This is a genomic window from Pseudomonas sp. FG35, from assembly GCF_057809295.1.
Window position 1 is genome coordinate 89,256 of the sequence record NZ_JBMDJR010000001.1, and the last position, 23,939, is coordinate 113,194.

Genomic DNA, 23,939 nt, shown 5'->3' on the forward strand with positions numbered 1-23,939 from the left:
ACCACATCGATTTCATTTTTCCTGTCCGTCCCCATTCTTTCTGGGCACCTACCAGCGCACGTCGCTTTTTAAGCTTGATGAAACGTTTCAGCAGGTTTATAAAAAAGGCACAACTCCAAGAAAGGCTGCTCCCATGACCCCGCTCAAACTCGTTGTTGCCCTCAGCGCACTGTCCGCTGCTTCCCATGCAATGGCCTGGGATTACGTTCTGCTCGACACCGACAAAGCCGCGCAGAACTGGCAGATCACCAGCCAGCAACTCGGCGTGAAAACCGACAAACCCTTCAGCGTCAGCCTGCGCACCTTGCATGGCGGTCGGCAGGAGGGCGTCAGCATTGTCGACATCGATAACGGCACGATGAAACTCTCAGTGGTGCCGACGCGGGGAATGAACGTCTTGCAGGCCTCGGTCGGCGATGTGCGCATGGGTTGGGATTCGCCGGTCAAGGAGGTGGTCAATCCGTCCTTCATCGAACTCAATGGCCGCGGTGGTCTGGGCTGGCTGGAAGGTTTCAATGAACTGGTGACCCGCTGCGGATACGAATGGGTCGGCCACCCCGGCGTCGACAACGGCGAACTGCTGACCCTGCACGGCCGGGCCGCCAACATTCCTGCGAACAAAGTCACCCTGCACATCGATGAAACGCCACCGTACGCCATCACCCTGCGCGGTGAACTGAAAGAGCAGGCGTTCAAGAAAGTCGACTTTTCTGTCGCCACCGAACTGGTCACCGAACCCGGCAGCGTAGTGTTCGCCCTTAACGACACGCTGACCAACAACGGTGACTATCCGAAGGAATATCAGGCGCTGTACCACAGCAACTTCAGCACCCCGTTCCTGGAGCAGGGCGCCCGTTTCGCCGCGCCGGTGAAACAGGTGTCGCCGTTCAACGACAAAGCCAAGGGCGATTTGGCTGAATGGCAAACCTACCGCGCACCGACCAAGGACTACGACGAAACGGTTTACAACGTGGTGCCGTATGCCGATGCCAAGGGCGATACGTTGACCGTGTTGCATAACAAGGCCGGCAGCCTGGGTGTTTCGGTTGGCTTCAATACGCAGACATTGCCGGTGTTTTCCCTCTGGAAGAACACCGATACCCAAGGCCAGGGCTATGTCACCGGGCTGGAGCCGGGGACGAGTTTTTCCTACAACCGCCGTTATCAGCGCCCACTGAACCTGGTGCCCACCATCGGGCCGAAGGAACACAAAAACTTCCGCATCAGCTACAGCTTGTTGGCGGATAAGGCGGCGGTGGACAAGGCCTTGAAGCAGGTGAGCGACATTCAGGGCGGGCGGGAGACGGAGGTGCGGGAGGCACCGTTGGTTGATCTGACCAAGGGGTGACACCGGCTAGAGCGTTCTCGGCCGAGATTGCAGCACCTCGGTCGAATGTGCGGGCCTGATTCCGTTTACCGAAATTAATCGGTTCCCTTTTGTTATTTTCGTATAGGGCCGCCAATGGTCAGAAGCGGAAAGTCAGCAACATCAGCATTGTGATCAGGCCCGACTTCTACGAGAGGTGTCAGCACGTGAACAGTCAGCTCGCTCGTCAGGTCCGATTGCAATCTGGATATCTTCCCCACGTGCACACATACTCCCAGAGCAGCTTTCGCTCTAAGTGTTTAATGTAGGCAGTGGTGTAAGGCTGGCCCATGTCGACTGGACAGGCTGAAACCCAAAGATGCTCAAGTGGCGTGGTTTCCAGAAGTGTCAATCTAAAAGTATTGCCTCCAGAGTGTCCGGGGCGTTCGCTGAACGCTGACGTGTTGAATTGACGCAACCGGTCTGCCAGTGTCTGGCCTGTTGTCTCGCCAATGTAGATGATGAAATCGTTGTTTACCCGGTAGTTATCAGGTTTCTTTTTACTGCGCGCGATGAAGTACACACCCGGCAGATTCTTTCCTTCGAGTTCTGTCCGTTCAGACCAAGGACGCCAATCACAAAACCCTACCTCGCCCACCATAGTTTGGCCCTACCCTAAAAAGTGTCTTTTTTAACATCATCAGCACAGCTAAGGACGATTTTTTTCCGCGCAAATGTGTACTTGTGACCGTTCTCTGCCGTTCATGGCCACGCAGTGTGATGGTCAAATCCGATGTAAATGATTGGTCAGGTCGAATGCAAATGGATGGGCACGTCTGTGCAATCACCCAGCAAGTTCGAACGTGTTGTTTGCTTTGGGCGAAAAAGACCTGGTCTTCTTGCTTAACTGATCTGCCCAGGCAAAAAGGGCCATCTCGATGTCAGCCACTCGCCAGCCTGTAGGGGACTTACCTCTGGGTAGGTCACAGTCGGGTCGTTGGACACTAGTTTCCTCTAGCTCCCTTAAGAGGGTTGTAAGAAGCTCTAGGAACTCAACGTAACCATCTATCATAGACGGATCGTGACCATCTGTGATTTTGCTCAACAGGCTTTCATTCAGTAGCGCCCGTCGAATCCGGCTATCTAAGCTTGCATGGATCTCTGGTCGGAGAAATCTCAAAAATTTGGATGCGTACGTGAGACCGCAACCAGGTATCTGCAGGGCGTTTTTAATCGCAACTGTGGGATTATCGATGTTGCCGACGACCAACTGCACTTGCGCGAGCAGACAAACATTCCCCAAACCCGCCTCGAACTTCATTCGAGGCCCGGCGCCATCGCCCCAATCCAGTATTTCACGAATTAAATTCGTCGGAGCCGTCTTCACCTGTGTCACCGAGGTAAGCCAAGCCCCGCGCTCCTCAAGCGTCTTTATCCAGCCGAACGATGGGAAAGTGTCGGCTGGGTAGCCGTAGACACCATGGTGCTTACCCCAGTGGTACTTCTTGAAGTATCCGGGAAGAAGTTTCACATCAATTGCGGTCAAATCGCGCTCCTTGGTACCAGGCTAATTTTGAGAAGATCCTTTCAATTTCCGGATCGAGGTGGAACCCGGGTCTATCTCGAAAATGCAAAAAAGGGGGATGATTTATTTTTTTGAAATAAGTCATTCCCCTTTTTCTAAAGCTGCCCTTGGGAAGAATTGAATACAAGTCGGCCTCAATTGTATCAGGCAAGCAAGCGAGGCCCCAATTCACTCAGCCGGCGCTGGTGTAGAACGCCTGTCTTACAGATAGAGCGCTACGAAAACATTACTCCAATCCACCTTATCAAACGGAATGTCCGAATCGTTAAGGCGATCGCGGCACCATTCTTGAAATTTCTCCTGATCCACTTCACCAGGTGAGCGATCCCAAAAGGCAACACCTCTTAGCCCCTCCATGTAGAGGGCCTCGGAACTTTGAATCCAGTCGACCACCCTATCCGTAGGTGTTCGGGTTGATTGTGCTGCTTGAGCCAAGTATGTGTACGTCGCCGCATCGATCACATTGTGGTCAGTGGAACCGAGTGCATCGACAACCTGCTGGACCGTTGCGAAGACAATATCCTCACCTTTGGTATACCGCTGGAACTCCGCTACCAAATCGGGATTCGGCAGTCGTAGATCTCCCGCCGCTTCGCTAGACCACGCAATCTCTTTGCCGTTGTCCAGGACAATCCGGGCTGGTTTGTAGCACCAATCCTCTTTCACATCATTGCTGATGAAGAGTGCCTGACCAGCTCCGATCTCTGCACAATGTTGAAGGAGTTCCTTCCAGATGATGAAATCTCCGCAGCTGTTCTGCGGCTTGCGTGCATCTTCTCCACCGGGCGACAACCGCGCGGCCGAGCGAGCATCAAACTCCACTCGTGCCTGCCGGTATAACTCATGCACGTCTGAAGACAGAGCGTGCTCTAAAAGCAAATTCTCGTAAAACTTCAAGAGCTCCATGCGATGGCCGCTGTCGTTTCGAGAAACGCTCTTGGCCACATTCACGATGAAGTTCGTGGCCTCTGCCAACCTGCGTTCCAAATCAATTTTGCTGGTACAACCAACGCTGACGGCGGCCGCGCCATCCAACGCCCGAGCACTGCTGGCCTTCAGCTCATCTAGCACAACCTGCAGCTTTCGGCTCAAGGTCTTGTAAGGCGAAAGAATCTCGGCTTTATCGGACAGTTGGTTGTACTCATGGACGACCCAAGCAGGGATGACCAATCTCCTTCGGAGCTGCCACAGCCACCTCTGCCAAACTTCTGAGGCTTGCTCGTTAAGGCCGAATCCCCATAACAAGACGTTGGTATCGAGAAAGATCGGACAGTCTCCGTGCAAAAGGGCGCCCAGGAAGCGATTTCGTTCGGCGGCCAGCCTAACCACCACCTGCTTTGGACGCAGGCGCGATACAACCGGCTCATCGACAGCAAACGGTTCGTCTGGCTGGTATGGCATGAATGTACTTCCTGAAGTTTAGGTAGATGTTAGGCAATCCAAGGATTATCTCGAAATCGATGGCTTGCTGCGATTGCCGAATGAAGATAAGCATCTGCCTGCCCCATCATCGCTCCCTCTGGTGGCTGCCCATAACCCGTTGTTGTGGTGTGAGGTAGTAATCGAGCGCGCTTCGTTAAGGGTTCGGTAATCGGGGATTTGTAGGGGGAAACCGGACCAGTTTCGGAAGGGTTCGCCGTTCGACAAAATCCGCAATCTCCCGCGCCCCACGCAAATGCACCACCGGAATCTCCGGCCCAATGGCCTGGCGCACTCCGTCGATCCCCGGCCGGTAGCCCCGGTCGAAACTCCACACAAATTTCAGAAAGGTCAAAAACGCCCGATCGATTTTTTCTCGACAACCCGCAGCAAGATCCGGGCGAGGGCGGTTCATCACGCTGCGTTTGATCACGCGGACGAGGCAGGTCAGGCGTGGAGTATCGAGCCATATGATCAGGTCGGTGCGAGGCAGGCGCAGGTCGAAGGTTCGTCGGGCGTAGTTGCCTTCACAGACCCAGGTGTCCGCCGCGACGGCCTGGCGTACGCGGGCGCGAAACTGCTCGGCGTCGGGCTCGACCCAGCCGGGTTCCCAGAACAGCTTGTCGAGATGGATCACCGGCAGTCCGAAGCGTTCGCCGAGGGCGCGGGCGAGGGTGGATTTGCCGCTGCCGGCATTGCCCAGAATGACGATCCGTTGCATGGGGACTTCCTGTCGCGAAAAAAGCCGGCGATTGTGCAGGAATCGGCTCTCTGACAGAAGTCCGAACGCCATTCACCATGTCGAAATCAGACGCCCCCATGCCGCTCCCAGGCTATTTGCGATCAACGCCGGGCACGTAAGGTGACGCATCATTTCATCGCCCTGCGTCGTTGTCCGACCGCGTTGTAACGCTGCAGCGCTTGAGGTGCGCCGCTCTGGAGCAGGGCAACAGGAAGAAATGATGATCGCCTGACAAGTCGTCAGTACGCCCAAACGTCGATCACCAGAGAACAACAAAAACAATGAATAGCTTGAACTCGAAGGACTCGAACGGTCAGTTGGCGCAGGGCTTCAAGCCGCGTCATGTCACCATGCTTTCCATTGCCGGCATCATCGGCGCGGGGCTGTTTGTCGGCTCCGGCCACGCCATTGCCGCCGCCGGCCCGGCCGTCTTGCTCGCTTATCTGTTTTCCGGCCTGCTGGTCGTGCTGGTCATGCGCATGCTCGGTGAAATGGCCGTGGCACATCCGGACACGGGATCGTTTTCCACCTATGCCGATCAGGCCATCGGACGCTGGGCGGGGTTCACCATTGGTTGGTTGTATTGGTGGTTCTGGGTGCTGGTCATTCCGATCGAAGCGCTGGCCGCCGGGCATGTCTTGAATCAGTGGTTTCCCCAGGTCGATGCGTGGTTGTTCGCGTTGCTGTCGATCATTTTGCTGGTGGTGACCAACCTGTTCAGCGTGTCCAAGTACGGCGAGTTCGAGTTCTGGTTTGCGATGGCCAAAGTGGTGGCCATCATCGGGTTCATCGGGCTGGGTTTTGCGGTGTTGATGGGCTGGATTCCGGAGCGTGAGGCCAGCGGTTTGAGCCGCTTGATGGAAGAGCACGGCGGGTTCGCCCCGAATGGTTTGTCGGCTGTGGTCGGGGCTTTCATCACCATCATGTTCAGTTTTATCGGGACGGAAGCGGTGACCATCGCGGCCGCCGAATCGAGCAACCCGGCGCAGAACATCGCCAAGGCCACGCGTTCGGTGATCTGGCGCATCGGCGTGTTTTATCTGCTGTCGATTTTCGTGGTGATTTCCGTGGTGCCCTGGAACGATCCGCTGCTGGCGTCCGTCGGCTCTTACCAGCGCGCGCTGGAGCTGATGAACGTTCCCAATGCCAAATTTCTGGTCGATGTGGTCGTGCTGATCGCGGTGGCCGGTTGCATGAATTCCTCGATCTACATTTCCTCGCGGATGCTGTTCTCGCTGGGTCGTCGCGGCGATGCTCCGCAACCGTTAAAGGTTACCTCTGCAGCGGGCGTGCCGAGGGCAGCGGTGATTGCCAGCACCGTGATCGGCGCCGGGGTGACGCTGTTCAGCTATTTCATGCCGGCGGGGCTGTTCCAGTTTTTGCTCGCCAGTTCCGGCGCGATTGCGTTGCTGGTGTATCTGGTGATCGCGGTTTCGCAATTGCGCATGCGCCGGATGTTGCGTCGGCAAAACGTCGAGCTGACGTTTCGCATGTGGCTGTTTCCATGGCTGACGTGGCTGGTGATCGCGTTCATCTGCGCTGCGCTGGCGGTGATGATGGTGACGCCCGAGCATCGTCTGGAAGTGACGTCGACCATTGGGCTGGCGCTGGCGATTTCGTTTATCGGGCTGGTGACCACGCGGCAACATGGGCAGGCGAGGGCGGCGGTTTCGGCGGGCGAGGCCTAGGGTTTTTCTGGTGCTTGAACGGTGGGGTTGGCCCCGGCATGGACGCAGGGGATGTCCGATCATCGGGCTTCGGCTCGCAGCCAACGTCTGACCTCGCTCTGTATCGCATACGCCGGAGCCTCGACCGCATTGAAATCCTGCGAATACCGCTGCGCAAACCCTTCGACTCCCCATTCCTGAAACTGCTGCACATGCTTCAGTTCGTGCGACCAGAGAGTGACGTTGTGTTCCGCGGTCTCAGCGTCGCGGAACAGAATGATGTCGATCAGCGTCACTGCACCGACATCCGGATTTTGCAGGATGGCCGTGGCGGCGTTGTATTGGCCGTCGTTGGTGACTTTGTAGTGCACGGCATCGAGGACGCCGGGTTCATACCAGCGCAGCAGTTGCTCCCGGATGTGCGGGGGAATCGGTTTGATGTCGGTACTGGCGGCTTCGGCGCGGGCCTGAGTCAAGCCCTGCGCCAGGACCGGTGCCGCCATCCGGAAAAGGTCTTCAGACAGACGTTCCGGGTCCGGCAGGCAAATGCAGCTGTCGAGGCATACTTGTTTTTCGCCGGCAGGGCAGGTGTCAGCCTGGGCTGGTGCTGCAAGCGTCAAGCAAAGGACCAAGGACAAAAAGGAGGACGCGCCAAAGGCCCCTCGGTGTACGACCCTTTCATTTTGCGTTGCCCCATACATAGTCATTCCATCTACGGGTTGTCAGCGCGAGTGGCTCGGGGAGGGGCATGGTGGTTTTCTCCCGCGTGGTTTCACTTAAGGCTAGATCAAGCCCGGCAGTTTCACCGACCTGTTTCGCCCCAAGGCCTTGGCACTGTACAGCGCCTGATCGGCGGCTTCGATCAAACCTTGCACGGGGGTGAGTCGGGAACCGGCGGCAGTGGCAATCCCGATGCTGACACTCACTCGTCCCAACGGGCTGGATTCGTGGGAAATGTTCGCTTGCTGCAACCGGTCGAGGATCAGTTGCGCCACGATCTGCGCACCTTCGCTGTCGGTATTGGGCATGATGACGCCCATCTCTTCACCGCCATACCGCGCCACAAGATCCGAGGGACGGCGCACGCACGTCTCCACGACGTTGCCAACGCGTTGCAGGCAATCGTCGCCGGCAACATGCCCGTAGGAATCGTTGAACAGTTTGAAGTAGTCGATATCAATCATCAGCAGTGCCAAGGACGTGCCGTCGCGCTGCGCTCGTCGCGCCTCCAGGTCCAGCGTCACATCGAAGCAGCGTCGATTGGCCAGACCGGTCAGGGCGTCCTTCATCGCCAACAGCTCGAGTTGCCTGTTTGACGAAAGCAACTGCTGCTGAGTGCCCATCAACTCTGCTTCTACTTGGGTTCTGCGTCGGATATCCAGTATCAAAAACCAACCGATGAGACCAGTAAGCGCCAGCAGGCCCGTCACCACCACGGCCGATAGCAGCGCCTCCGTTCGCCACGCGGCGAGGGCTTCGCGTTTCCCGAGTGCGACGGTCGTGATCAGCGGCAGCCGGTCACTTTTGCGAAAGGCGTAGAGCCTTTCCACACCGTCCAGGCTGGAGGTGAACGAGGCGGTGCCGACAGAGCGATCCACCAGATACTTGGCGTAGATCGGTGATTTTGAAAAATTGCGCCCCATGTCCTGCTCGCGGAAGGGGTAGCGAACCAACAACGTACCATCGGTATAAGACAACCCGATGGCACCCTCCTGGCCGACATCGATCTTTCCAAACAGCCGCAGAAAGTTTTCGATGCCCAAGGTCACCGCGACCACTCCGGCAAACTCACCGCGAGCATCATTGAAGCGTCGACTGACGGTGATGACCCATTCCTGATTGGAGCGGCTCTGAATGGGCGGACCGATAAAGGTCTCGGGGGAGGGATCATCGCGGTGATGAATGAAATAGGTCCGATCACTGCTATTTGCCCCGGCCGGAATCGGCCGGTTGGACGACATCAGCCAGCGTCCCTGACTGTCGTAGATGGTGATGCCGCTGAGCTGTGGCATCAGCGGTTCCTGCCGGTCGATCAGCGATCTGATCCGCTGGATCTGAACGGGGCCACTGCCTTCGGTTTCCAGGCGTTCGACGAGCCCGAGCAAAAGCGCCGAACTTTGGCGGACAATGCCTTCGGAATAGGTGACAAGCGCCTGGGTCAGGTTCAACCCGTGAACGTCCACTTCCTCCAGCGCTCGCTCTCGAGAGGCCAGCACCTTCCAGACAGTCAGTGAGGCCAGGGAACAGCCGATAACCAACAGCAAAAGCACAACCAGGTGTGTATCTCGCTTCACGTCACTACCTTATGGAAAGTCCGTTTTTCCGTTCCAGAGGCTATTGGATCAAGGCAATAACGGCAGCCGTTCGTCCTCATCGTGCGCAAGGATACAAGCAGTCAGGTGTCGCTGCAGCAATAGATGAACGGCTTACAGCACCGAGCCCCGCTGGACCTTCAACCGCGTTTCGGCAGCTTCCAGTTCGGGCGAATGAAGTGGCAGGTGTAGCCATTCGGAATGCGCTCGAGGTAATCCTGATGCTCCGGCTCCGCTTCCCAGAACGGCCCTGCCGGTTCGATTTCGGTAACCACCCGGCCTGGCCACAGGCCCGATGCATCGACATCAGCCGCAGTGTCTTCAGCGATATCGCGTTGCTGCTCGTTCAGGTAATAGATCGCCGAACGATAGCTCGGACCGAGGTCGTTGCCCTGACGGTTGGGTGTGCTCGGGTCGTGGATCTGAAAGAAAAACTCAAGGATCTGCCGATAGCTGATCACAGCAGGGTCGAAGACGATTTCGATGGCCTCGGCGTGATTGCCATGGTTACGGTAAGTGGCGTTCGGCACGTCACCGCCGGAATAACCGACCCGCGTCTGCAGCACGCCGGGGTAGCGGCGCAACAGATCCTGCATGCCCCAGAAGCAGCCGCCGGCGAGAATCGCAGTTTCGGTTTGAGTGGTCATGGCATGTCCTTCCTCTCGAATGGGTCGCAGATGTTCCTTGATATGAGGGAGTGTGGGCTGATTCCAAGGTTGAGCCGGTAAATAAATCGTGAAGCGCGGGCTCGCTCAGCGATCCGTGCGCGGCATCGCCGCAATCGGCTGGATTTGCCGGGATGCCTGCGCCGAGCACCAGCGATTCCGCCCTTGCTGCTTGGCCTGATACAGACAGGTATCGGCTGACTTGAGCAAAGTAGCCGGGGTCACCGCATCGTCCACCGGATAGCGCGTGGTAATCCCCGCACTCGCAGTGACATACCCCAGCGGATGCCCGGCATGTTCAAGCTCCAGCGAGCGAATGGTCTGCAGAATGTCTTCGGCCACCTGAATCGCCCCGGCGCTGTCGGTGTTGGGCAGGAGCACGGTGAATTCCTCGCCGCCGTAGCGCACGGCCAGGTCCGAAGGCCGCTTGACCGCTTTGCGGATGCCGTCGCCGACCGCGATCAGGCAGTCGTCGCCAGCGGCATGGCCGTACTGGTCGTTGTAGCGCTTGAAGTAGTCGACATCGAGCATGATCAATGACAGCGGAGAACCCTGACGCCGGGCCAGGCGAATCTCGTCCGTCAGCGCTGCGTCCAGGCGTCGACGGTTGCCCAGACCGGTGAGGCTGTCGGTCAGCGCCATGTCGCGCATCCTTTTGTGCGCGGAACGGATCTCCCGTTCCATCGCGATTCGCTGGCGCAACTGGCTCAGCACGATGAGCCCGAAACAGGCCAGCACCAGAATCATGAACACCAGCACGAAGCCGTTTTTCAGCAGGTCCTGGCGCCACGGCGCGATGATGGAGTCATGGGACAAACCGGCCTCGACCACCAGCGGGTAAGTGGTCAGTGCGCGATACCCGTAAAGGCGCTCAGTGTCGTCGACCACCGCCCTGATCTGGGCGATGCCCTGGTTGGAGCTGGGCAGGTAGGTCTTGAAAATCTCGCTGTTCGCCAGGCTTTTTCCGACCACCGAGGCAATGAACGGCCGGCGCACGAGGATCGTGCCGTCGCGCATCGCCAGCACCAGCGCGCCTTTGTCGTCGATACGGAAATCACCGTAGTAATCGACGAAATAACTGACCTTGACCGTCCCCAGCAGAACGCCGGCGAACGAGCCGTCGGGGTTATTCAAACGGCGCGAGATCGGAATGATCAGGTCATGGGTGGAACGGCTCTCCACCACCTGACCGATGCGCACGCGCCGGTCTTCATGGGTGCGGTGGTACTGGAAATAATCGCGGTCAGCGTTGTTGGCGGTTTCGGGCGTGACCTCCTTGTCGGTCACGATCCAATGGCCGTCCGGGCCGTAGATGAACAGGCCGTGCAGCTGCGGCATGATTTTCGACTGCTGAACGAGCAGCTTGTGAATGCGTGCCACATCCAGGTTCTGCAGCCCATCGCCTTCGACACGCTCGGCCAGCCCGGCGGTCAGCACATCGACCTGGCGAATGGTGTCCTCGGCATGCTGCGCCGTGGCGCGAGCAAGGTTGGTCACCGAATCACGCGCGGAGGCAAAGACCGAACGATAGTCGCGCCACGTCCGCCAGCTCTCGACCGCCAGAAAAGCCACGACCACCATCAGCATGAAACTGACGGTCAGGCGAAAGGTCGAGCCGGCCTTCACGCCCTTGCGGGGCGCGCGCGGTGCTTGATCTGGCGTGGGCGCTTGCGTGTTGCGTCCGGGCATTAACATTTCCCTGGAGGTCGGTCTGAGCGGGTGAGCATTATGACAAGGATAGGCGCGAGGGTCGGGCCGGCTGTGTGAACTGGCTGGCAGTTTGAGTTGATTGTCCGTTTTGGGTTGACGGTGAAACGCTTTTCAGACGATTTATCGCTTTCAGGCGAGTCAGTAATCTGTGCCCATCTTGAACGCAAACGCACTTCCACAACTAAAAAGGGATTCACACATGAGCACTCCAACCTACAACCGCCTGAACAAAGACGACGCCGTGGTTCTGCTGGTCGACCACCAGACCGGTCTGATTTCTCTGGTTCAGGACTTCTCGCCAAACGAGTTCAAGAATAACGTGCTGGCGCTGGCCGATCTGGCCAAATTCTTCGAATTGCCGACCATCCTCACCACTAGCTTCGAACAAGGCCCGAACGGCCCGCTGGTGCCGGAACTCAAGGAAATGTTCCCGGACGCGCCTTACATCGCTCGCCCAGGCCAGATCAACGCCTGGGACAACGAAGACTTCGTCAAGGCGATCAAGGCCACCGGCCGCAAGCAGATCATCATTGCCGGCGTCGTGACCGATGTGTGTGTAGCGTTTCCGACCCTGTCGGCGCTGGCGGAAGGGTTTGACGTGTTCGTGGTGACCGACGCTTCCGGCACCTTCAACACCACCGTGCAGCAAGCCGCGTGGAATCGCATGACCCAGGCCGGCGCACAGATGATGAACTGGTTCTCGGTAGCCTGCGAACTGCACCGCGACTGGCGCAACGACATCGAAGGCCTGGGCAACCTGCTGTCCCAGCGCATTCCGAACTACCGCAACTTGATGAACGGCTATGCCGCACTGACGGCGCATCAGAAATAACCGGATGCCGGATGGACGAAAGCCTGCTTTGAAAAAAGCAGGCTTTCGTCGTTTCTACCGCAAACAGCAGAGCAGGGGACTCATCACCTCAAACCATGACGACAATCTTCCCGACCTGTTGATTGACCTCAAGAAAACGGTGCGCTTCCTGAATGTCATCCAGGGCAAATGTCCTGGCAATGATCGGTTTCAGCGCACCCGAAGCCAGTCCGTCTCCGATGAAAGCCTTGGCGCGCGCCAGGATGGCCGGGTCGGAGACGATCTCCGTATAGAGGTAACCCTTGAGGGTCAGGCATTTGCCCAGCACGGTGAACAGCGGGAACGGCGTCGGTTCCGGGCTCAGGGCACCGTACTCCAGCAGGATGCCGCCGCGCGCCATGCTTTGGGTCAGCGGTTCGAACGACGGGCCGCCCACCGGATCGAACACCACCCGCGCGCCTTTGCCGTCGGTCAGCGCCATGACGGCTGCAACCATGTCTTCTTCGTCGCTGACGATCACGTGTGCGGCGCCGGCGTTGAGCAAGGCCTGTTTCTTGGCACGGGTGCGGGTGACGGCAATCGAGGTGGCGCCGACCATTTTCGCGATCTGGAAGGCTGCCAGGCCGACGCTGCTGGAGGCAGCGGTGACGATCACGAAATCGTCTTTGTGCAATTTGGCCTGTTCGACCAGCGCACCCCACGCGGTGACGTATTGCATCCAGGATGCTGCCGCTTGTTCAAACGACAGGTTCTGCGGGTGTTTGACGGTGAGGTGGGCGGGCACGTTGGCCAGCTCGCCGTAAGTGCCCCAGCGCGCGATGTCCAGCGGCGGAATCAGGCTGACGGCATCACCGATGTTGAATTCACTGACGTTGGCGCCAACCGCCACCACCACTCCGGCAGCCTCGTAGCCGAGTCGACTGGGAAACTCCGCTTCCTGCAGATAAGCGTGGTTGCGGAACATCACTTCGGCGCGATTCAGGCCAAAGGCTTTGACCTCGATCTGCACTTCGTCCGCCGCAGGTGCCGGGACGTCGACGTTTTCCAGTTTCAGGACGCTCGCGTCACCGTATTCATGAATCCTGACAATGCGTGCCATCTTTACTTCCTCGGTTATCGATGAAATTACACTGGCGTGATCCAGTGCCATGGACGCCAATTTAGGCTTTGGACTGCTTCGGATAAAGGCCTGGGATGACAGCAGCCTGTCAACGCCGCCCAGTCCGCGTACTCACATCAACCCAAACCGCCAACACAAGAATGCTGCCCTTGACGATCATCTGCCAGTAGCTGTCGACGTCGAGCATGGACATGCCGTTGTCCAGGCTGGTGATGACCAGGGCGCCGAGGAGGGCGCCATAGACTGTGCCGGAACCGCCACGCATCGAGGTGCCACCGATGAAGCAGGCGGCGATGGCGTCGAGTTCGCCCATGCTGCCGGCCGAGGGGGAGCCGGCGGCCAGGCGCGCGGTGTTGACCACGCCGGCGAGGGCGCACATCACGCCCATGATCCCGAAGATCCAGAGCTTCACGGCCTGCACATTGATACCGGACAGGCGCGTCGCTTCCATGTTGCTGCCCACGGAATAGACGCGTCGGCCGAACACGGTCTGGCTGGTCACATAGCTGAATCCGCCCAGCAGGATCAGCAGGAGCAGGACCGGCACGGGAATGCCGTCATAGCTGTTGAGGGTCTGGACAAACCCGGCCAGCACCGCGCCGATCAGCAACACGCGTGCCACGTCACGCGCCAGTGAATGTGCCGCGAGGCCGTGAAGGGCGCGATTGCGCCGTTGTTTCCAGGTCAGGAACAACGTCAGTGCGAACAGCAGGACACCCAGACCCGCGCCGACCGTATGGGGCAGATAACCCTGGCCAATGTAGACGAGTTCCGGCGACACCGGCGCAATGGTCGTGCCGCCGGTGATCCCCAGCAAAATCCCCCGAAAAGCCAGCATGCCTCCCAGCCCCACGATGAACGACGGAATGCGCAGGTAGGCCGCCATGTAGCCGTTGGCGAGGCCGATCAGCAGTCCGCACACCACCACAAGGCTCAGGTTCGCCAGCAGTGGTATGTGATAGACAACGTCGAGAATGGCTGCCACGCCACCGAGCAGGCCCAGCAATGAGCCGACGGACAGATCGATCTCGCCGCTGATGATGACCAGCACCATGCCGCAGGCGAGGATCCCGGTGATGGACATCTGGCGCAGCAGGTTGGAGAGGTTGCGTGGTGTCAGGAATCCGCCCTCGGTCTGCCAGCTGAAGAACAGCCAGATCAACGCCACGGCAAACACCAGTGCGAGCATCTTGTAGCGGGTGAAGAGTTGTTTGACCTGATTCATTTACGCGGATTTCCGATCTTTATTGTTATGGCTGTCAGGCTGGCTGAGTGCGGCGGCGAGTACCTGTTCCTGAGTGAGTTCATGGTTGACGAAATCGCCCTGCAACCGGCCTTCGCCGATCACCAGTACGCGGTCAGAAACGCCGAGCACTTCGGCCAGCTCCGAAGACACCATGATGATCGACACACCCTCAGCGGCCAGCATCCCCATCAACTTGTAAATCTCGTACTTGGCGCCGACATCCACCCCTCGGGTCGGCTCGTCAAGGATCAGTACTCTGGGTCTGGTCAGCAGCATCTTCGCCAACACGGCTTTTTGTTGATTGCCTCCGGACAGGCTGGTGATCGGCAGGAACGGGCTCGCGGTCTTGAGGTGCAGGCGCGAAATTTCCCGATCGATGCTGCCCAGTTCGGCTTCGGCGTCGATGCGGGTCAGTTTCGAGAAACTGTCCAGCACGGCCAGGGTGATGTTCTGGCCGACACCCAGGTCGGGAATGATCCCCTGACGCTTGCGGTCCTCGGGCACCAGGCACACGCCGGCGCGGATTGATTTGAGCGGCGTGCGGGTGTCGATGGGGTGGCCGTCCAGCCAGACTTCGCCTTCGTGGCGACCGGGGTAGGCGCCGAACAGCGCGGTCACCAGTTCGGTGCGGCCTGCACCGACCAGCCCGGCGATGCCGAGGATTTCCCCGCGTCTGAGGCTGAACGAAACGTCGTCGACCCGTTTGCGTTTGGGGTTGTCGACGTCGTAGCAGGTGATGTGGCGCGCCTCGAAAATCACCTCGCCGATGTCGTGGGGTTCGGTGGGGTAGAGGCTGCTCATTTCCCGGCCGACCATCTGGGTGATGATCTGTGGAATATCCATGTTTTCCATGGCGGTCGTGGCGATGTGTTGACCGTCGCGGATCACCGAAATGGTGTCACACACGGCGGCCACTTCATCGAGCTTGTGCGAGATGTAAACGCAGGCGACGCCCTTGGCCTTGAGGTCGCGGATGATGTCCAGCAGCACCTCGATTTCCGAACGGGTCAGGGCCGACGAAGGTTCATCGAGGATCAGCAGGCGCGCCTGTTTGTTCAGCGCCTTGGCGATTTCCACCAGTTGCTGATAACCGCCACCGTACTGCGAAACCGGCAGCGAAACGTTCATGTCCGGCACTTTCAGTTCACGCATCAGAGCTTCGGCGCGGTGGATCATCGCCGGGTAATTCATCCGCCCACCCGGCAGCGTCAGCTCATGGCCCATGAAAATGTTTTCGGCCACCGAGAGGTCGGGAACCAGCGTCAGTTCCTGGTGAATGATGACGATACCAGCGGCTTCCGTTTCGCTGATCGATTGCGCTTTGAGCGGCTGACCGTCCCAGAGGATTTCACCGTCCCAGGTGCCATGGGGATAGACCGCAGACAGGATTTTCATCAGCGTGGACTTGCCGGCGCCATTCTCGCCGCACAGCCCGACGCACTCACCCGGCCGGACCTTGAGGTCGATGCCGTTGAGCGCTTTGACACCGCCGAAGGTTTTGACGATGCCGTTCATTTGCAGCAGGTAGTCGGACATGGCAGAGACTCATAAGCGGCAGATACAGGACTGATCCCGCAGGCGCAGAACGCCTGCGGGGACATCACTCAACGAGTGTCACTTTCCGGCGATCTGCGCCTTGGTATAGAAGCCGTCCTGTTCCAGCAGGTCGATGTTGTCCTTGGTCAGCGGGGTCGGGGTGAGCAGGATGGTGTCGACTTTTTTGCTGCCGTTGTCGTATTGCGAGCTGTAGGCGGGTTTCTCGTTGCGCGCCAGTTGCACCGAGAGTTTGGCGGCTTCGGAGGCAATCAGTTTCAGCGGCTTGTACACCGTCATGGTCTGAGTGCCGGAGATCACCCGCTTGACCGCTGCCAGGTCCGCGTCCTGTCCGGAGATCGGCACCTTGCCGGCCAGTTGCTGAGCGGCCAGGGCCTGAATGGCGCCACCGGCCGTGGCGTCGTTGGAGGCGACGATGCCGTCGATTTTGTTGTCGTTGCGGGTCAAGGCGTTTTCCACAATGCTCAGCGCTTCGGTCGGGTTCCATTCCTTCACCCATTGCTGGCCGACGATCTTGATATCGCCCTTGTCGATGGCCGGTTGCAGCACCTTCATCTGACCTTCGCGCAACACTTTCGCGTTGTTGTCGGTGGGCGCGCCACCCAGCAGGAAGTAATTGCCCTTGGGCGCTGCGTGCAGCACGCCGCTGGCCTGCATCTCGCCGACCTTTTCGTTATCGAAGGAGATGTAGGCGTCGATATCGGCGTTGAGGATCAGACGGTCATAGGACACGACCTTGATGCCGGCTTTCTTCGCTTCGGCGACCGCATTGGTCAGCACGGTGGCGTTGAACGGCACGATGACGATGACATCGACGCCACGGGAAATGAGGTTTTCGATTTGCGAAATCTGCTTCTGCTCGTTGGCATCGGCCGACTGCACGAAGACCTTGGCGTCCATTTTCTCCGCTGCCGCAACGAAGTAATCCCGGTCTCGGGACCAGCGTTCCAGTCGCAGGTCATCGATGGAGAAGCCGATTTTCGGGTGGGCAGCATCGGCCATAACCGGTAACGACAATAGCGCCAGGGCGCTGGCCAGCAGCGTGCGTTTTACATTCTTCATGGTGGTGCGTCCTTTTATTTTTGTTTGAAAGACACGGCCTGACGATGAATATCGGGCTGGTGGAACTGTAGAGAATCAGTAGGCGAAACGGACTACAGATTTGTCGCGCAAATGTCACAGCGCCCGCGGTCCCCATTGGCGATCAGCGATAGATAAACCGGTTGACGACGTTTTCGAGCATTTCCTGCCGACCGCTGACGGCCTGTGGGTTCAATTCGTTGGCAAAGGCGTGCTCGGCCAGGGACTGGAGATTGAAGTCGCCTGCCAGCACCGACTGGCCGAAGGGCTGCTGCCAGCCGGCATAGCGTTGGTCCTTGAGCCGTTGCAGCTGGTCGTTCTGGACCATGGCGGCGGCCCGCTCGAGCGACAGGGCGAGGACGTCCATGGCGCCGACGTGACCGTGAAATAGATCGACCTCGACGAGGCTCTGGCGGCGCACCTTGGAGTCGAAGTTGAACCCGCCATTGCCGAACCCGCCGGCCTTGAGGATTTCATAGGTGACCAGGGTCATTTCCTCGACGCTGTTGGGGAATTGATCGGTGTCCCAGCCGTTTTGCGGATCGCCCCGGTTGGCGTCGATGCTGCCGAAAATCCCCAGCGAGACGGCCGTCGCCACCTCGTGATGAAAACTATGACCGGCCAGGGTCGCGTGGTTGGCTTCGATGTTGACCTTGATTTCCTTTTCCAGACCGAACTGCTGGAGAAAACCGAACACGGTGGCGCTGTCGTAATCGTATTGGTGTTTGGTCGGCTCCTGCGGTTTGGGTTCGATCAGCAGGTCGCCTTTGAAACCGATCTTGTACTTGTGCTCGACCACCATGCGCATGAAGCGGCCCAGTTGTTCGCGCTCGCGTTTCAAGTCGGTGTTGAGCAGGGTTTCATAGCCTTCGCGACCGCCCCACAACACATAGTTGGCGCCCTTGAGGCGTTGAGTCGCGTTCATGGCGCTGAAGACCTGGGCCGCGGCGCAGGCGAACACTTCAGGATCCGGGTTGCTGGCGGCGCCAGCGGCAAAGCGCGGATTGCTGAAGCAGTTGGCGGTGCCCCACAGCAGCTTGATCCCGCTTTCTTCCTGATGGCGTTCCAGGTGATCGACCATTTGGGCGAAGTGGTTGCGGTACTCCTTCAGCGAGTGGCCTTCGGGGGCGACATCCGTGTCGTGAAAGCAGTAGTAGTCGATACCCAGCTTGGAGAAAAACTCGAACGCGGCCTGCGCCTTGCCGATGGCCAGCTCCATCGGGTCACCGGCGTGTTGCCACGGGCGCTTGAACGTCCCGGAGCCGAACACGTCGGAGCCAGGCCAGACAAAGGTGTGCCAATAACAGGCGGCCATGCGCAGATGTTCGCGCATGGGCTTGCCGAGGATGATTTTGTCGGCGTCGTAATGACGGAAGGCGAGGGGCGAATCGCTGGCAGGACCTTCGTAGCGGATCCGGTCGACATCGGGGAAGTACGGCATTGGCAATGTCCTTGTTGTTCTTGGTTGTTGTTCTTGGGCGTGTCCCGATACTAGCAACGGCCCCGTGCCTGCCGATTACGAAAATCACCAACACGCAGTGCGATTTTGCGTATTGAGATTCGCCCTCTGCGCGCCTAGTCTGTGCACACCGCCTCTACGGCAAGAGGCCCGGAACAAGCCTGAAAACAATGAAAACCGTACCGCCTGTTCACCGCATCGCCCTGTTATTCAACGGGAGCAAGATCTATGACCGCGGCATCATCAGCGGCATCGGCAACTACCTGAGCAGCACGCGCGCGTCCTGGGACCTGTTTCTGGAAGAGGATTTTCTCTGCCGCTTGAAAGGTATCGAGCGTTGGCAAGGTGACGGGATCATCGCCGACTTCGACGATCCGCTGATTGGCGAGGCGCTGGCCGATATCAAGTTGCCCGTGGTAGCGGTGGGTGGTTCTTATCAGGATGAACGGGCCTATCCCAAGGGGATCCCGTACGTCGCGACCGACAATAACTTGCTGATCACCATGGCTTACGAGCACTTGATCGAGGCCGGGCTGCAACGGTTTGCCTGTTTCAGCCTGCCTGAGGCGCAGGCCAACCGCTGGGCCCAGGAACGCGAAAAGGCTTTTCTGCGATTGATGCAACGGGACGGCTTGCACGCCGAGGTCTATCGCGGCATGGGCACCAGCGCGCCGCTGTGGGACAGCGCCGTCGAACAGTTGATCGCCTGGCTGCAAAGCCTGCCCAAGCCCATTGGCATCATCGCAGTCAGTGACGCCCGCGCCCGGCAGTTGCTGCAAGCCTGCCTGACCGCCGGAATCGCCGTTCCGGAACAGGTGGCGTTGATCGGCATCGACAACGACCCGCTGACCCGTAGCCTGACCCGGGTCCCCCTGAGCTCAGTCATCCAGGGCACTGAAACCATGGGCCGCACCGCCGCGCAACTGCTGCACCAGATGCTGCACGGCAAACCGTCAACGGGCGCGCATGTCCTGATCCCGCCTGAAGCGATCAACGTGCAGGTGTCGAGCCTGCATCAACCCTTGGGCAACCCCTACGTGATGCAGGCGCTGCTGTTCATCCGCCAATATGCCTGCCAGGGCATCAAGACCGCGCAAGTGGCGGCTTATGTCGGCGTGTCGCGTTCCTCGCTGGAGTCGCACTTTCGTACGGTGCGTGGTTGCAGCGTGCATGACGAGATTCTGCGTTTCAAACTGGCGGCGGCCACTCGCGGACTGGAAAAAACCGACACAGCGATTGCGGACGTTGCCCGCACGTGCGGTTTCAAATCCGCACAGTACCTGCACACGGTGTTTCGCCGGGAGTTCGGGTGTACGCCCCGTGAATATCAGCAGGGCGCCCGATAGCCGGCCACTCAAAAGCGATCCAGCCGATAGGGCTCGCTCGACGGGAGAATACGCGCCGTGTCCTGCGCCGACGGCAATACCATCCCCCCAACCATCTCCGCCGTCACCGCCGCCTGCGTCAGCCCCAGATGTTGATGCCCGAACGCAAGCAATACTTTGCCGTCACACACCCGATCGATCACCGGCAACGAATCCGGCAGCGATGGCCGAAACCCCATCCACGGTGTGGCTGCTTCGACACTCAACTCATCACGAAACAACCCCTGGCTCAACCGATGCAACTGCCAGGCGCGGGCCATGGTCGGTGGGGCTTCTAGGCCGGCGAATTCCACGGTGCCGGCCAGGCGCAGGCCTTCGGACATTGGGGCCATGATGAATTTGCGTTCCAGCGAGGTGACGGGGAAGGGCAGTCGGTTGTGTTCGTGAGGCAGCATCAGGTGATAGCCGCGCTCGGTGTCCAGCGGGACTTTTTTGCCAGTCAGTGCAGCGGTGAGTTTTGCCGAGTGGGCGCCACAGGCGATCAGTACCTGGCGAGCGGACAGGGCGCCGGTTCCGGTCATCAGATTGACGCCATGCTCGTGCAGTTGCCCGCCCTGAACGGCCTGTTTCACAAACTGCACGCCGCTGGCTTTCGCCGCCTCGACCAACTCACAAACGACGCGGTAGGGATCGATGAAATGCCCGGTGTTCGGGAAAAACAGTCCGCCCTGAATCTGTTCGCTGAGTTGCGGCGCGGTCTCGCGTACCTCCCCGGCTTGCCACCAATCTACCGGCACTTGTTGCTGTTGCATGCGTCGCTGCAATGCTTCAAGGGCCGGGCGTGAGTCGGGTCGTTCGAACACCAGCAGCGAACCTTCCATCTTCAACAGCTCGGGGCGCTGAATGTCATTCAGCAAGCGGTGCCAGGCATCCAGCGAGCTTTCATTCAGCGCGCGCAACCCGGCAACGGTGCGCTGGAACGGTGCCGAGCGCAGGTTCAGCAACAGCCGTGCGAACCAGGGCAGGGCGCGGGGCAGGTATTTCCAGTCCAGACGCAGCGGGCCCATCGGGTCCATGAGCATGGCCGGCAGGCGTTTGAGGATCGAGCTGTCGGCAATCGGAAACACCTGCTCGGTCGCCAGGTGTCCGGCGTTGCCGAACGAGGCGCCGTGGCCCGGTTCCTGCGGGTCGATCACCACCACCCGCAAACCCTGACGGGCCAGGCGCAGGGCACTCGCGACACCGATGATGCCGGCGCCGACCACGGCGATGTCGTACGGGTTATTCGGCATTTTTCGCGGTTTCCCTTTGGCCATCGAGCAAGCGACGCAGCGACAGTGGATTGGCGTGTTTGAGCGCGGACGGCAGCAGGCGGTCGGGGAAATCCTGATAGCAGACCGGGCGCAGGAAACGCAGGATCGCCGCGGTGCCCACCGAGGTGGTGCGCGAATCGGAGGTCGCCGGGAACGGCCCGCCATGCACCATCGCATCGCAGACTTCAACGCCGGTCGGCCAGCCGTTGACCAGCAGGCGTCCTGCCTTGCGCTCCAGGGTCGGCAGCAAGGCGCGGGCCTGTTCCAGGTCCTCGTCATCCAGGTGCAGCGTGGCGGTCAGTTGGCCTTCCAGCTGTTCGAGCACCTGACGGATTTCAGCGTCGCTGGCGCATTGCACGATCAAGGAGGCGGCGCCGAAGGCTTCGGCCTGCAACGAATGATCGGCGAGGAAGTCGGCGGCGTCGGTGACGAACACATGAGCCTGGCCCTGATTCGGATCCGACGCGCGCTGGCCGACGGCGGCAATACGCGCCCGGGTATTTTCCGCGAGGGCATTCACGCTGGATTCGTAGGCGTTGAAAATTCCCGGCGTGAGCATGGTCTGCGCGGGACTGCGCTGGATCAGTTCGCTGGCTGCGCCAATGAAAGCGTCCAGCGCCGGCCCCTTGCGAGCGATGACCAGACCGGGATTGGTGCAGAACTGACCGGCGCCCAATGTCAGCGAAGCCACAAAACCCTGGGCCAATGCCTCGGCGCGATTTTGCAGAGCTGCCGGAAACAGCAACACCGGATTGATCGAACTCATTTCCGCATACACCGGAATCGGCTCGGGCCGGGCTTGAGCCGCTTTGATCAGCGCGAGACCACCACTGCGCGAACCGGTGAAGCCGACAGCCTTGATCCGGGGATCGCTGGCCAGCGCAATCCCGACTTCACGGCCCAAGCCATAGAGCAACGAGAACACACCTTCCGGCAAACCACAGGCCTTGACCGCTCGCGCAATAGCGCGGCCGACCAGTTCGCTGGTGCCGGGATGGGCGCCGTGGGCCTTGACGATCACCGGGCAGCCGGCGGCCAGCGCCGACGCGGTATCGCCACCGGCCACCGAGAACGCCAGTGGAAAGTTGCTCGCGCCAAACACCGCCACCGGGCCCAGTGGAATCTGGCGCTGACGCAGATCCGAACGCGGCATTGGCTGGCGTTGCGGCTGCGCGGTGTCGACTCGCACATCCAGCCATTCACCGGCCCGCACGGTGTGGGCAAACAAGCGCAGTTGCTGACAGGTGCGGCCCCGTTCTCCCAGCAGGCGCGGGCGCGGCAGGCCGGTTTCGGCCAAGGCGCGGTCGATCAGTTCGTCGCCGAGGGCTTCGATTTCGCCCGCGATGGTTTCAATGAATTCGGCTCGTGCCTCGAGCGATGTCTCGCGATAACGGTCGAGCGCCGTCCAGGCCAGTGCGCAGGCCTGCTCGACATGCTCGGCAGAACCACCGGCGTAGGCCGGCTCCAAACGCAGGTTGGTGGCGGGATTGATCCCTTGGATGACGTCGCGGTCGCCGGTGAGGGTTTGCTGACCGATCAGCAGTTGGCCCGTCAGGGTCATGGCGCATTCCTTATCAATAAAACAGGTCACGAATAAGGCCCGCCGCCGTGGGTGGCGGCGGGCTGGAGCGCAGCGGCAGGTCAGGCGAAGTTCTGTTCCGCCGACCAGTTTTCGTACCAGTGACGGAACAGCGTGTACTGGGCTTCCGCGTAACGGCGTTGCGAGTCGCTCAAGGCATCGGTTTCGTTGAAATGCAGGGTGTATTCCTTGTCGCCGTTGAGCACCATCAGGTGTTTGTAATACAGCACCAGATCCGTGCCTTCGTCGAAGGACGACAGCACCGCCAGCGCCGATTCCAGTTCGCGGGCCTGGCGCCGGGCCTTGGCGTCACCCTTGGCGGCCTGCTTGCTCAGGGCCACCAGTTGCAGCACTTCGCGGGGCAGGGCGTTGCCGATTCCGGTGATGGCGCCGGTGGCGTTGCAGTTGACGAAGCCGTGCACCACTTGGGTGTCGACACCGACCATCAAGGTCACGTCATCATCCTTGGAGGTGATGTTTTCAGCGGCGTAGCGCAGGTCGGCGCCACCGCCGAATTCCTTGAAGCCGATCAGGTTCGGGTATTCACGGCGCAGTTCGAAGAACAGGTCGGCGCGGGTGGCGAAGCCGTAGTAGGGGCTGTTGTAGATCACCGCCGGCAGGTTCGGCGCGGCTTGCAGAATCGCCGCGAAGTGGGCTTTTTGCGCCGCCGCCGACGCGCCACGGGACAGCACCCGAGGAATCACCATCAAACCCTGCGCGCCGACCTTCGCCGCATGGGCCGCGTGGGACACCGCTTCACGGGTGTTGACCGCGCCAGTGCCGACGATGGTCGGAATCCCGGCGGCCACCAGCCGCGCCACGCCTTCCTGACGCTCGGCTTCGGTGAGCAGCGGCCAGTCGCCCATGGAGCCGCAGTACACGACGGCGCTCATGCCGATGTCGATCAGCTCGCGACCCTTGGCCACCAGCGCATCGAAGTCCGGTTTGCGCGCGGCGGTGCACGGGGTCATCAGGGCGGGCATGCAGCCGGTGAAGATGTTGTCGCTCATTATTGTTCTCCTTGGAACGGTCTTTCAGAGGGGGTT

At 59.7% G+C, this 23,939-nt stretch carries 19 protein-coding genes; 4 read left to right on the plus strand and 15 right to left on the minus strand.

Features of this window, described 5'->3' with window-relative positions; translation table 11 throughout:
* The first annotated feature begins 133 nt into the window (after positions 1 to 133).
* Positions 134 to 1,348, plus strand: a complete 1,215-nt coding sequence (locus ACODTD_RS00345) for an aldose 1-epimerase family protein (RefSeq protein ID WP_221614932.1) — start codon at positions 134 to 136, stop codon at positions 1,346 to 1,348.
* An 802-nt stretch (positions 1,349 to 2,150) separates the two neighbouring features.
* On the opposite strand, the gene ACODTD_RS00350 is transcribed toward ACODTD_RS00345, so the two are convergent.
* The 3 genes from ACODTD_RS00350 to ACODTD_RS00360 all read right to left on the minus strand — a co-directional run bounded on the left by ACODTD_RS00350 (position 2,151) and on the right by ACODTD_RS00360 (position 5,031).
* A complete protein-coding gene (locus ACODTD_RS00350) occupies positions 2,151 to 2,852 on the minus strand; it encodes a hypothetical protein (protein ID WP_285355165.1) in 702 nt (233 codons plus the stop codon).
* Between the two features lie 240 nt (positions 2,853 to 3,092).
* A complete protein-coding gene (locus tag ACODTD_RS00355) occupies positions 3,093 to 4,292 on the minus strand; it encodes a PIN-like domain-containing protein (RefSeq protein WP_221614930.1) in 1,200 nt (399 codons plus the stop codon).
* 175 nt (positions 4,293 to 4,467) lie between these two features.
* Positions 4,468 to 5,031, minus strand: a complete 564-nt coding sequence (locus ACODTD_RS00360; protein ID WP_221614929.1) for a P-loop NTPase family protein — start codon at positions 5,029 to 5,031, stop codon at positions 4,468 to 4,470.
* Between the two features lie 302 nt (positions 5,032 to 5,333).
* On the opposite strand from ACODTD_RS00360, the gene gabP reads away from it, so the two are divergent.
* Positions 5,334 to 6,740 (plus strand): GABA permease, encoded by a 1,407-nt coding sequence (gene gabP / locus ACODTD_RS00365; RefSeq protein ID WP_489104280.1) that lies wholly within the window; start codon positions 5,334 to 5,336, stop codon positions 6,738 to 6,740.
* Between the two features lie 59 nt (positions 6,741 to 6,799).
* Here gabP and ACODTD_RS00370 read toward each other — a convergent pair whose 3' ends face one another.
* From ACODTD_RS00370 to ACODTD_RS00385, 4 genes are all read right to left on the minus strand, one after another.
* Positions 6,800 to 7,426 (minus strand): eCIS core domain-containing protein, encoded by a 627-nt coding sequence (locus ACODTD_RS00370; protein WP_489104281.1) that lies wholly within the window; start codon positions 7,424 to 7,426, stop codon positions 6,800 to 6,802.
* Between the two features lie 75 nt (positions 7,427 to 7,501).
* On the minus strand, positions 7,502 to 9,013 hold the full coding sequence (locus tag ACODTD_RS00375) for a GGDEF domain-containing protein (protein WP_489104282.1): 1,512 nt from the start codon (positions 9,011 to 9,013) through the stop codon (positions 7,502 to 7,504).
* A 158-nt stretch (positions 9,014 to 9,171) separates the two neighbouring features.
* Positions 9,172 to 9,678, minus strand: a complete 507-nt coding sequence (gene msrA, locus ACODTD_RS00380; protein WP_221399463.1) for a peptide-methionine (S)-S-oxide reductase MsrA — start codon at positions 9,676 to 9,678, stop codon at positions 9,172 to 9,174.
* Positions 9,679 to 9,783: 105 nt separating this feature from the next.
* Entirely contained in the window at positions 9,784 to 11,385 is a 1,602-nt protein-coding gene (locus tag ACODTD_RS00385; protein ID WP_221614926.1) for a sensor domain-containing diguanylate cyclase, read from the minus strand.
* Between the two features lie 220 nt (positions 11,386 to 11,605).
* Between ACODTD_RS00385 and ycaC the strand changes: the two genes are divergently transcribed.
* Positions 11,606 to 12,238: an isochorismate family cysteine hydrolase YcaC gene (gene ycaC, locus ACODTD_RS00390; protein WP_007958138.1), complete on the plus strand. Its 633-nt coding sequence runs from the start codon at positions 11,606 to 11,608 to the stop codon at positions 12,236 to 12,238.
* 88 nt (positions 12,239 to 12,326) lie between these two features.
* On the opposite strand, the gene ACODTD_RS00395 is transcribed toward ycaC, so the two are convergent.
* From ACODTD_RS00395 to xylA, 5 genes are all read right to left on the minus strand, one after another.
* Positions 12,327 to 13,316 carry a zinc-dependent alcohol dehydrogenase family protein gene (locus tag ACODTD_RS00395; protein ID WP_489104283.1) on the minus strand — a complete coding sequence of 330 codons (990 nt, stop codon included), beginning with the start codon at positions 13,314 to 13,316 and terminating at the stop codon, positions 12,327 to 12,329.
* A gap of 109 nt (positions 13,317 to 13,425) precedes the next feature.
* A complete protein-coding gene (locus tag ACODTD_RS00400; protein WP_011333726.1) occupies positions 13,426 to 14,562 on the minus strand; it encodes a sugar ABC transporter permease in 1,137 nt (378 codons plus the stop codon).
* Complete coding sequence (xylG, locus tag ACODTD_RS00405) at positions 14,563 to 16,119, minus strand: D-xylose ABC transporter ATP-binding protein (protein WP_011333727.1); 1,557 nt, start codon at positions 16,117 to 16,119, stop codon at positions 14,563 to 14,565.
* A 78-nt stretch (positions 16,120 to 16,197) separates the two neighbouring features.
* The gene (gene xylF / locus ACODTD_RS00410; RefSeq protein WP_011333728.1) at positions 16,198 to 17,199 is read right to left on the minus strand and encodes a D-xylose ABC transporter substrate-binding protein; all 1,002 of its coding nucleotides are present in this window, start codon (positions 17,197 to 17,199) and stop codon (positions 16,198 to 16,200) included.
* Between the two features lie 142 nt (positions 17,200 to 17,341).
* Positions 17,342 to 18,658 carry a xylose isomerase gene (gene xylA, locus ACODTD_RS00415; protein WP_489104284.1) on the minus strand — a complete coding sequence of 439 codons (1,317 nt, stop codon included), beginning with the start codon at positions 18,656 to 18,658 and terminating at the stop codon, positions 17,342 to 17,344.
* 188 nt (positions 18,659 to 18,846) lie between these two features.
* Between xylA and ACODTD_RS00420 the strand changes: the two genes are divergently transcribed.
* The gene (locus ACODTD_RS00420) at positions 18,847 to 20,022 is read left to right on the plus strand and encodes a XylR family transcriptional regulator (protein ID WP_489104285.1); all 1,176 of its coding nucleotides are present in this window, start codon (positions 18,847 to 18,849) and stop codon (positions 20,020 to 20,022) included.
* An 8-nt stretch (positions 20,023 to 20,030) separates the two neighbouring features.
* Here ACODTD_RS00420 and ACODTD_RS00425 read toward each other — a convergent pair whose 3' ends face one another.
* The 3 genes from ACODTD_RS00425 to ACODTD_RS00435 form a co-directional block, all read right to left on the minus strand.
* A complete protein-coding gene (locus ACODTD_RS00425) occupies positions 20,031 to 21,293 on the minus strand; it encodes an NAD(P)/FAD-dependent oxidoreductase (protein ID WP_489104286.1) in 1,263 nt (420 codons plus the stop codon).
* Complete coding sequence (locus tag ACODTD_RS00430) at positions 21,283 to 22,875, minus strand: aldehyde dehydrogenase (NADP(+)) (RefSeq protein ID WP_201820144.1); 1,593 nt, start codon at positions 22,873 to 22,875, stop codon at positions 21,283 to 21,285. Before ACODTD_RS00430 ends, ACODTD_RS00425 begins: the two co-directional genes overlap by 11 nt.
* An 80-nt stretch (positions 22,876 to 22,955) precedes the next feature.
* On the minus strand, positions 22,956 to 23,903 hold the full coding sequence (locus tag ACODTD_RS00435) for a dihydrodipicolinate synthase family protein (RefSeq protein WP_064595748.1): 948 nt from the start codon (positions 23,901 to 23,903) through the stop codon (positions 22,956 to 22,958).
* Between the last annotated feature and the right edge of the window lie 36 nt (positions 23,904 to 23,939).

What these genes read in the sequence shown, in the direction of transcription:
- ACODTD_RS00430 (WP_201820144.1), bottom strand. Translation starts at nt 22,875, where the DNA reads ATGACCCTGACGGGCCAACTGCTGATCGGTCAGCAAACCCTCACCGGC.
- ACODTD_RS00345 (WP_221614932.1), top strand. Translation starts at nt 134, where the DNA reads ATGACCCCGCTCAAACTCGTTGTTGCCCTCAGCGCACTGTCCGCTGCT.
- gabP (WP_489104280.1), top strand. Translation starts at nt 5,334, where the DNA reads ATGAATAGCTTGAACTCGAAGGACTCGAACGGTCAGTTGGCGCAGGGC.
- ycaC (WP_007958138.1), top strand. Translation starts at nt 11,606, where the DNA reads ATGAGCACTCCAACCTACAACCGCCTGAACAAAGACGACGCCGTGGTT.
- ACODTD_RS00385 (WP_221614926.1), bottom strand. Translation starts at nt 11,385, where the DNA reads ATGCCCGGACGCAACACGCAAGCGCCCACGCCAGATCAAGCACCGCGC.
- xylG (WP_011333727.1), bottom strand. Translation starts at nt 16,119, where the DNA reads ATGTCCGACTACCTGCTGCAAATGAACGGCATCGTCAAAACCTTCGGC.
- xylA (WP_489104284.1), bottom strand. Translation starts at nt 18,658, where the DNA reads ATGCCGTACTTCCCCGATGTCGACCGGATCCGCTACGAAGGTCCTGCC.
- ACODTD_RS00425 (WP_489104286.1), bottom strand. Translation starts at nt 21,293, where the DNA reads ATGCCGAATAACCCGTACGACATCGCCGTGGTCGGCGCCGGCATCATC.
- ACODTD_RS00370 (WP_489104281.1), bottom strand. Translation starts at nt 7,426, where the DNA reads ATGACTATGTATGGGGCAACGCAAAATGAAAGGGTCGTACACCGAGGG.
- ACODTD_RS00395 (WP_489104283.1), bottom strand. Translation starts at nt 13,316, where the DNA reads ATGGCACGCATTGTCAGGATTCATGAATACGGTGACGCGAGCGTCCTG.
- ACODTD_RS00360 (WP_221614929.1), bottom strand. Translation starts at nt 5,031, where the DNA reads ATGCAACGGATCGTCATTCTGGGCAATGCCGGCAGCGGCAAATCCACC.
- ACODTD_RS00420 (WP_489104285.1), top strand. Translation starts at nt 18,847, where the DNA reads ATGAAAACCGTACCGCCTGTTCACCGCATCGCCCTGTTATTCAACGGG.
- msrA (WP_221399463.1), bottom strand. Translation starts at nt 9,678, where the DNA reads ATGACCACTCAAACCGAAACTGCGATTCTCGCCGGCGGCTGCTTCTGG.
- xylF (WP_011333728.1), bottom strand. Translation starts at nt 17,199, where the DNA reads ATGAAGAATGTAAAACGCACGCTGCTGGCCAGCGCCCTGGCGCTATTG.
- ACODTD_RS00400 (WP_011333726.1), bottom strand. Translation starts at nt 14,562, where the DNA reads ATGAATCAGGTCAAACAACTCTTCACCCGCTACAAGATGCTCGCACTG.
- ACODTD_RS00355 (WP_221614930.1), bottom strand. Translation starts at nt 4,292, where the DNA reads ATGCCATACCAGCCAGACGAACCGTTTGCTGTCGATGAGCCGGTTGTA.
- ACODTD_RS00435 (WP_064595748.1), bottom strand. Translation starts at nt 23,903, where the DNA reads ATGAGCGACAACATCTTCACCGGCTGCATGCCCGCCCTGATGACCCCG.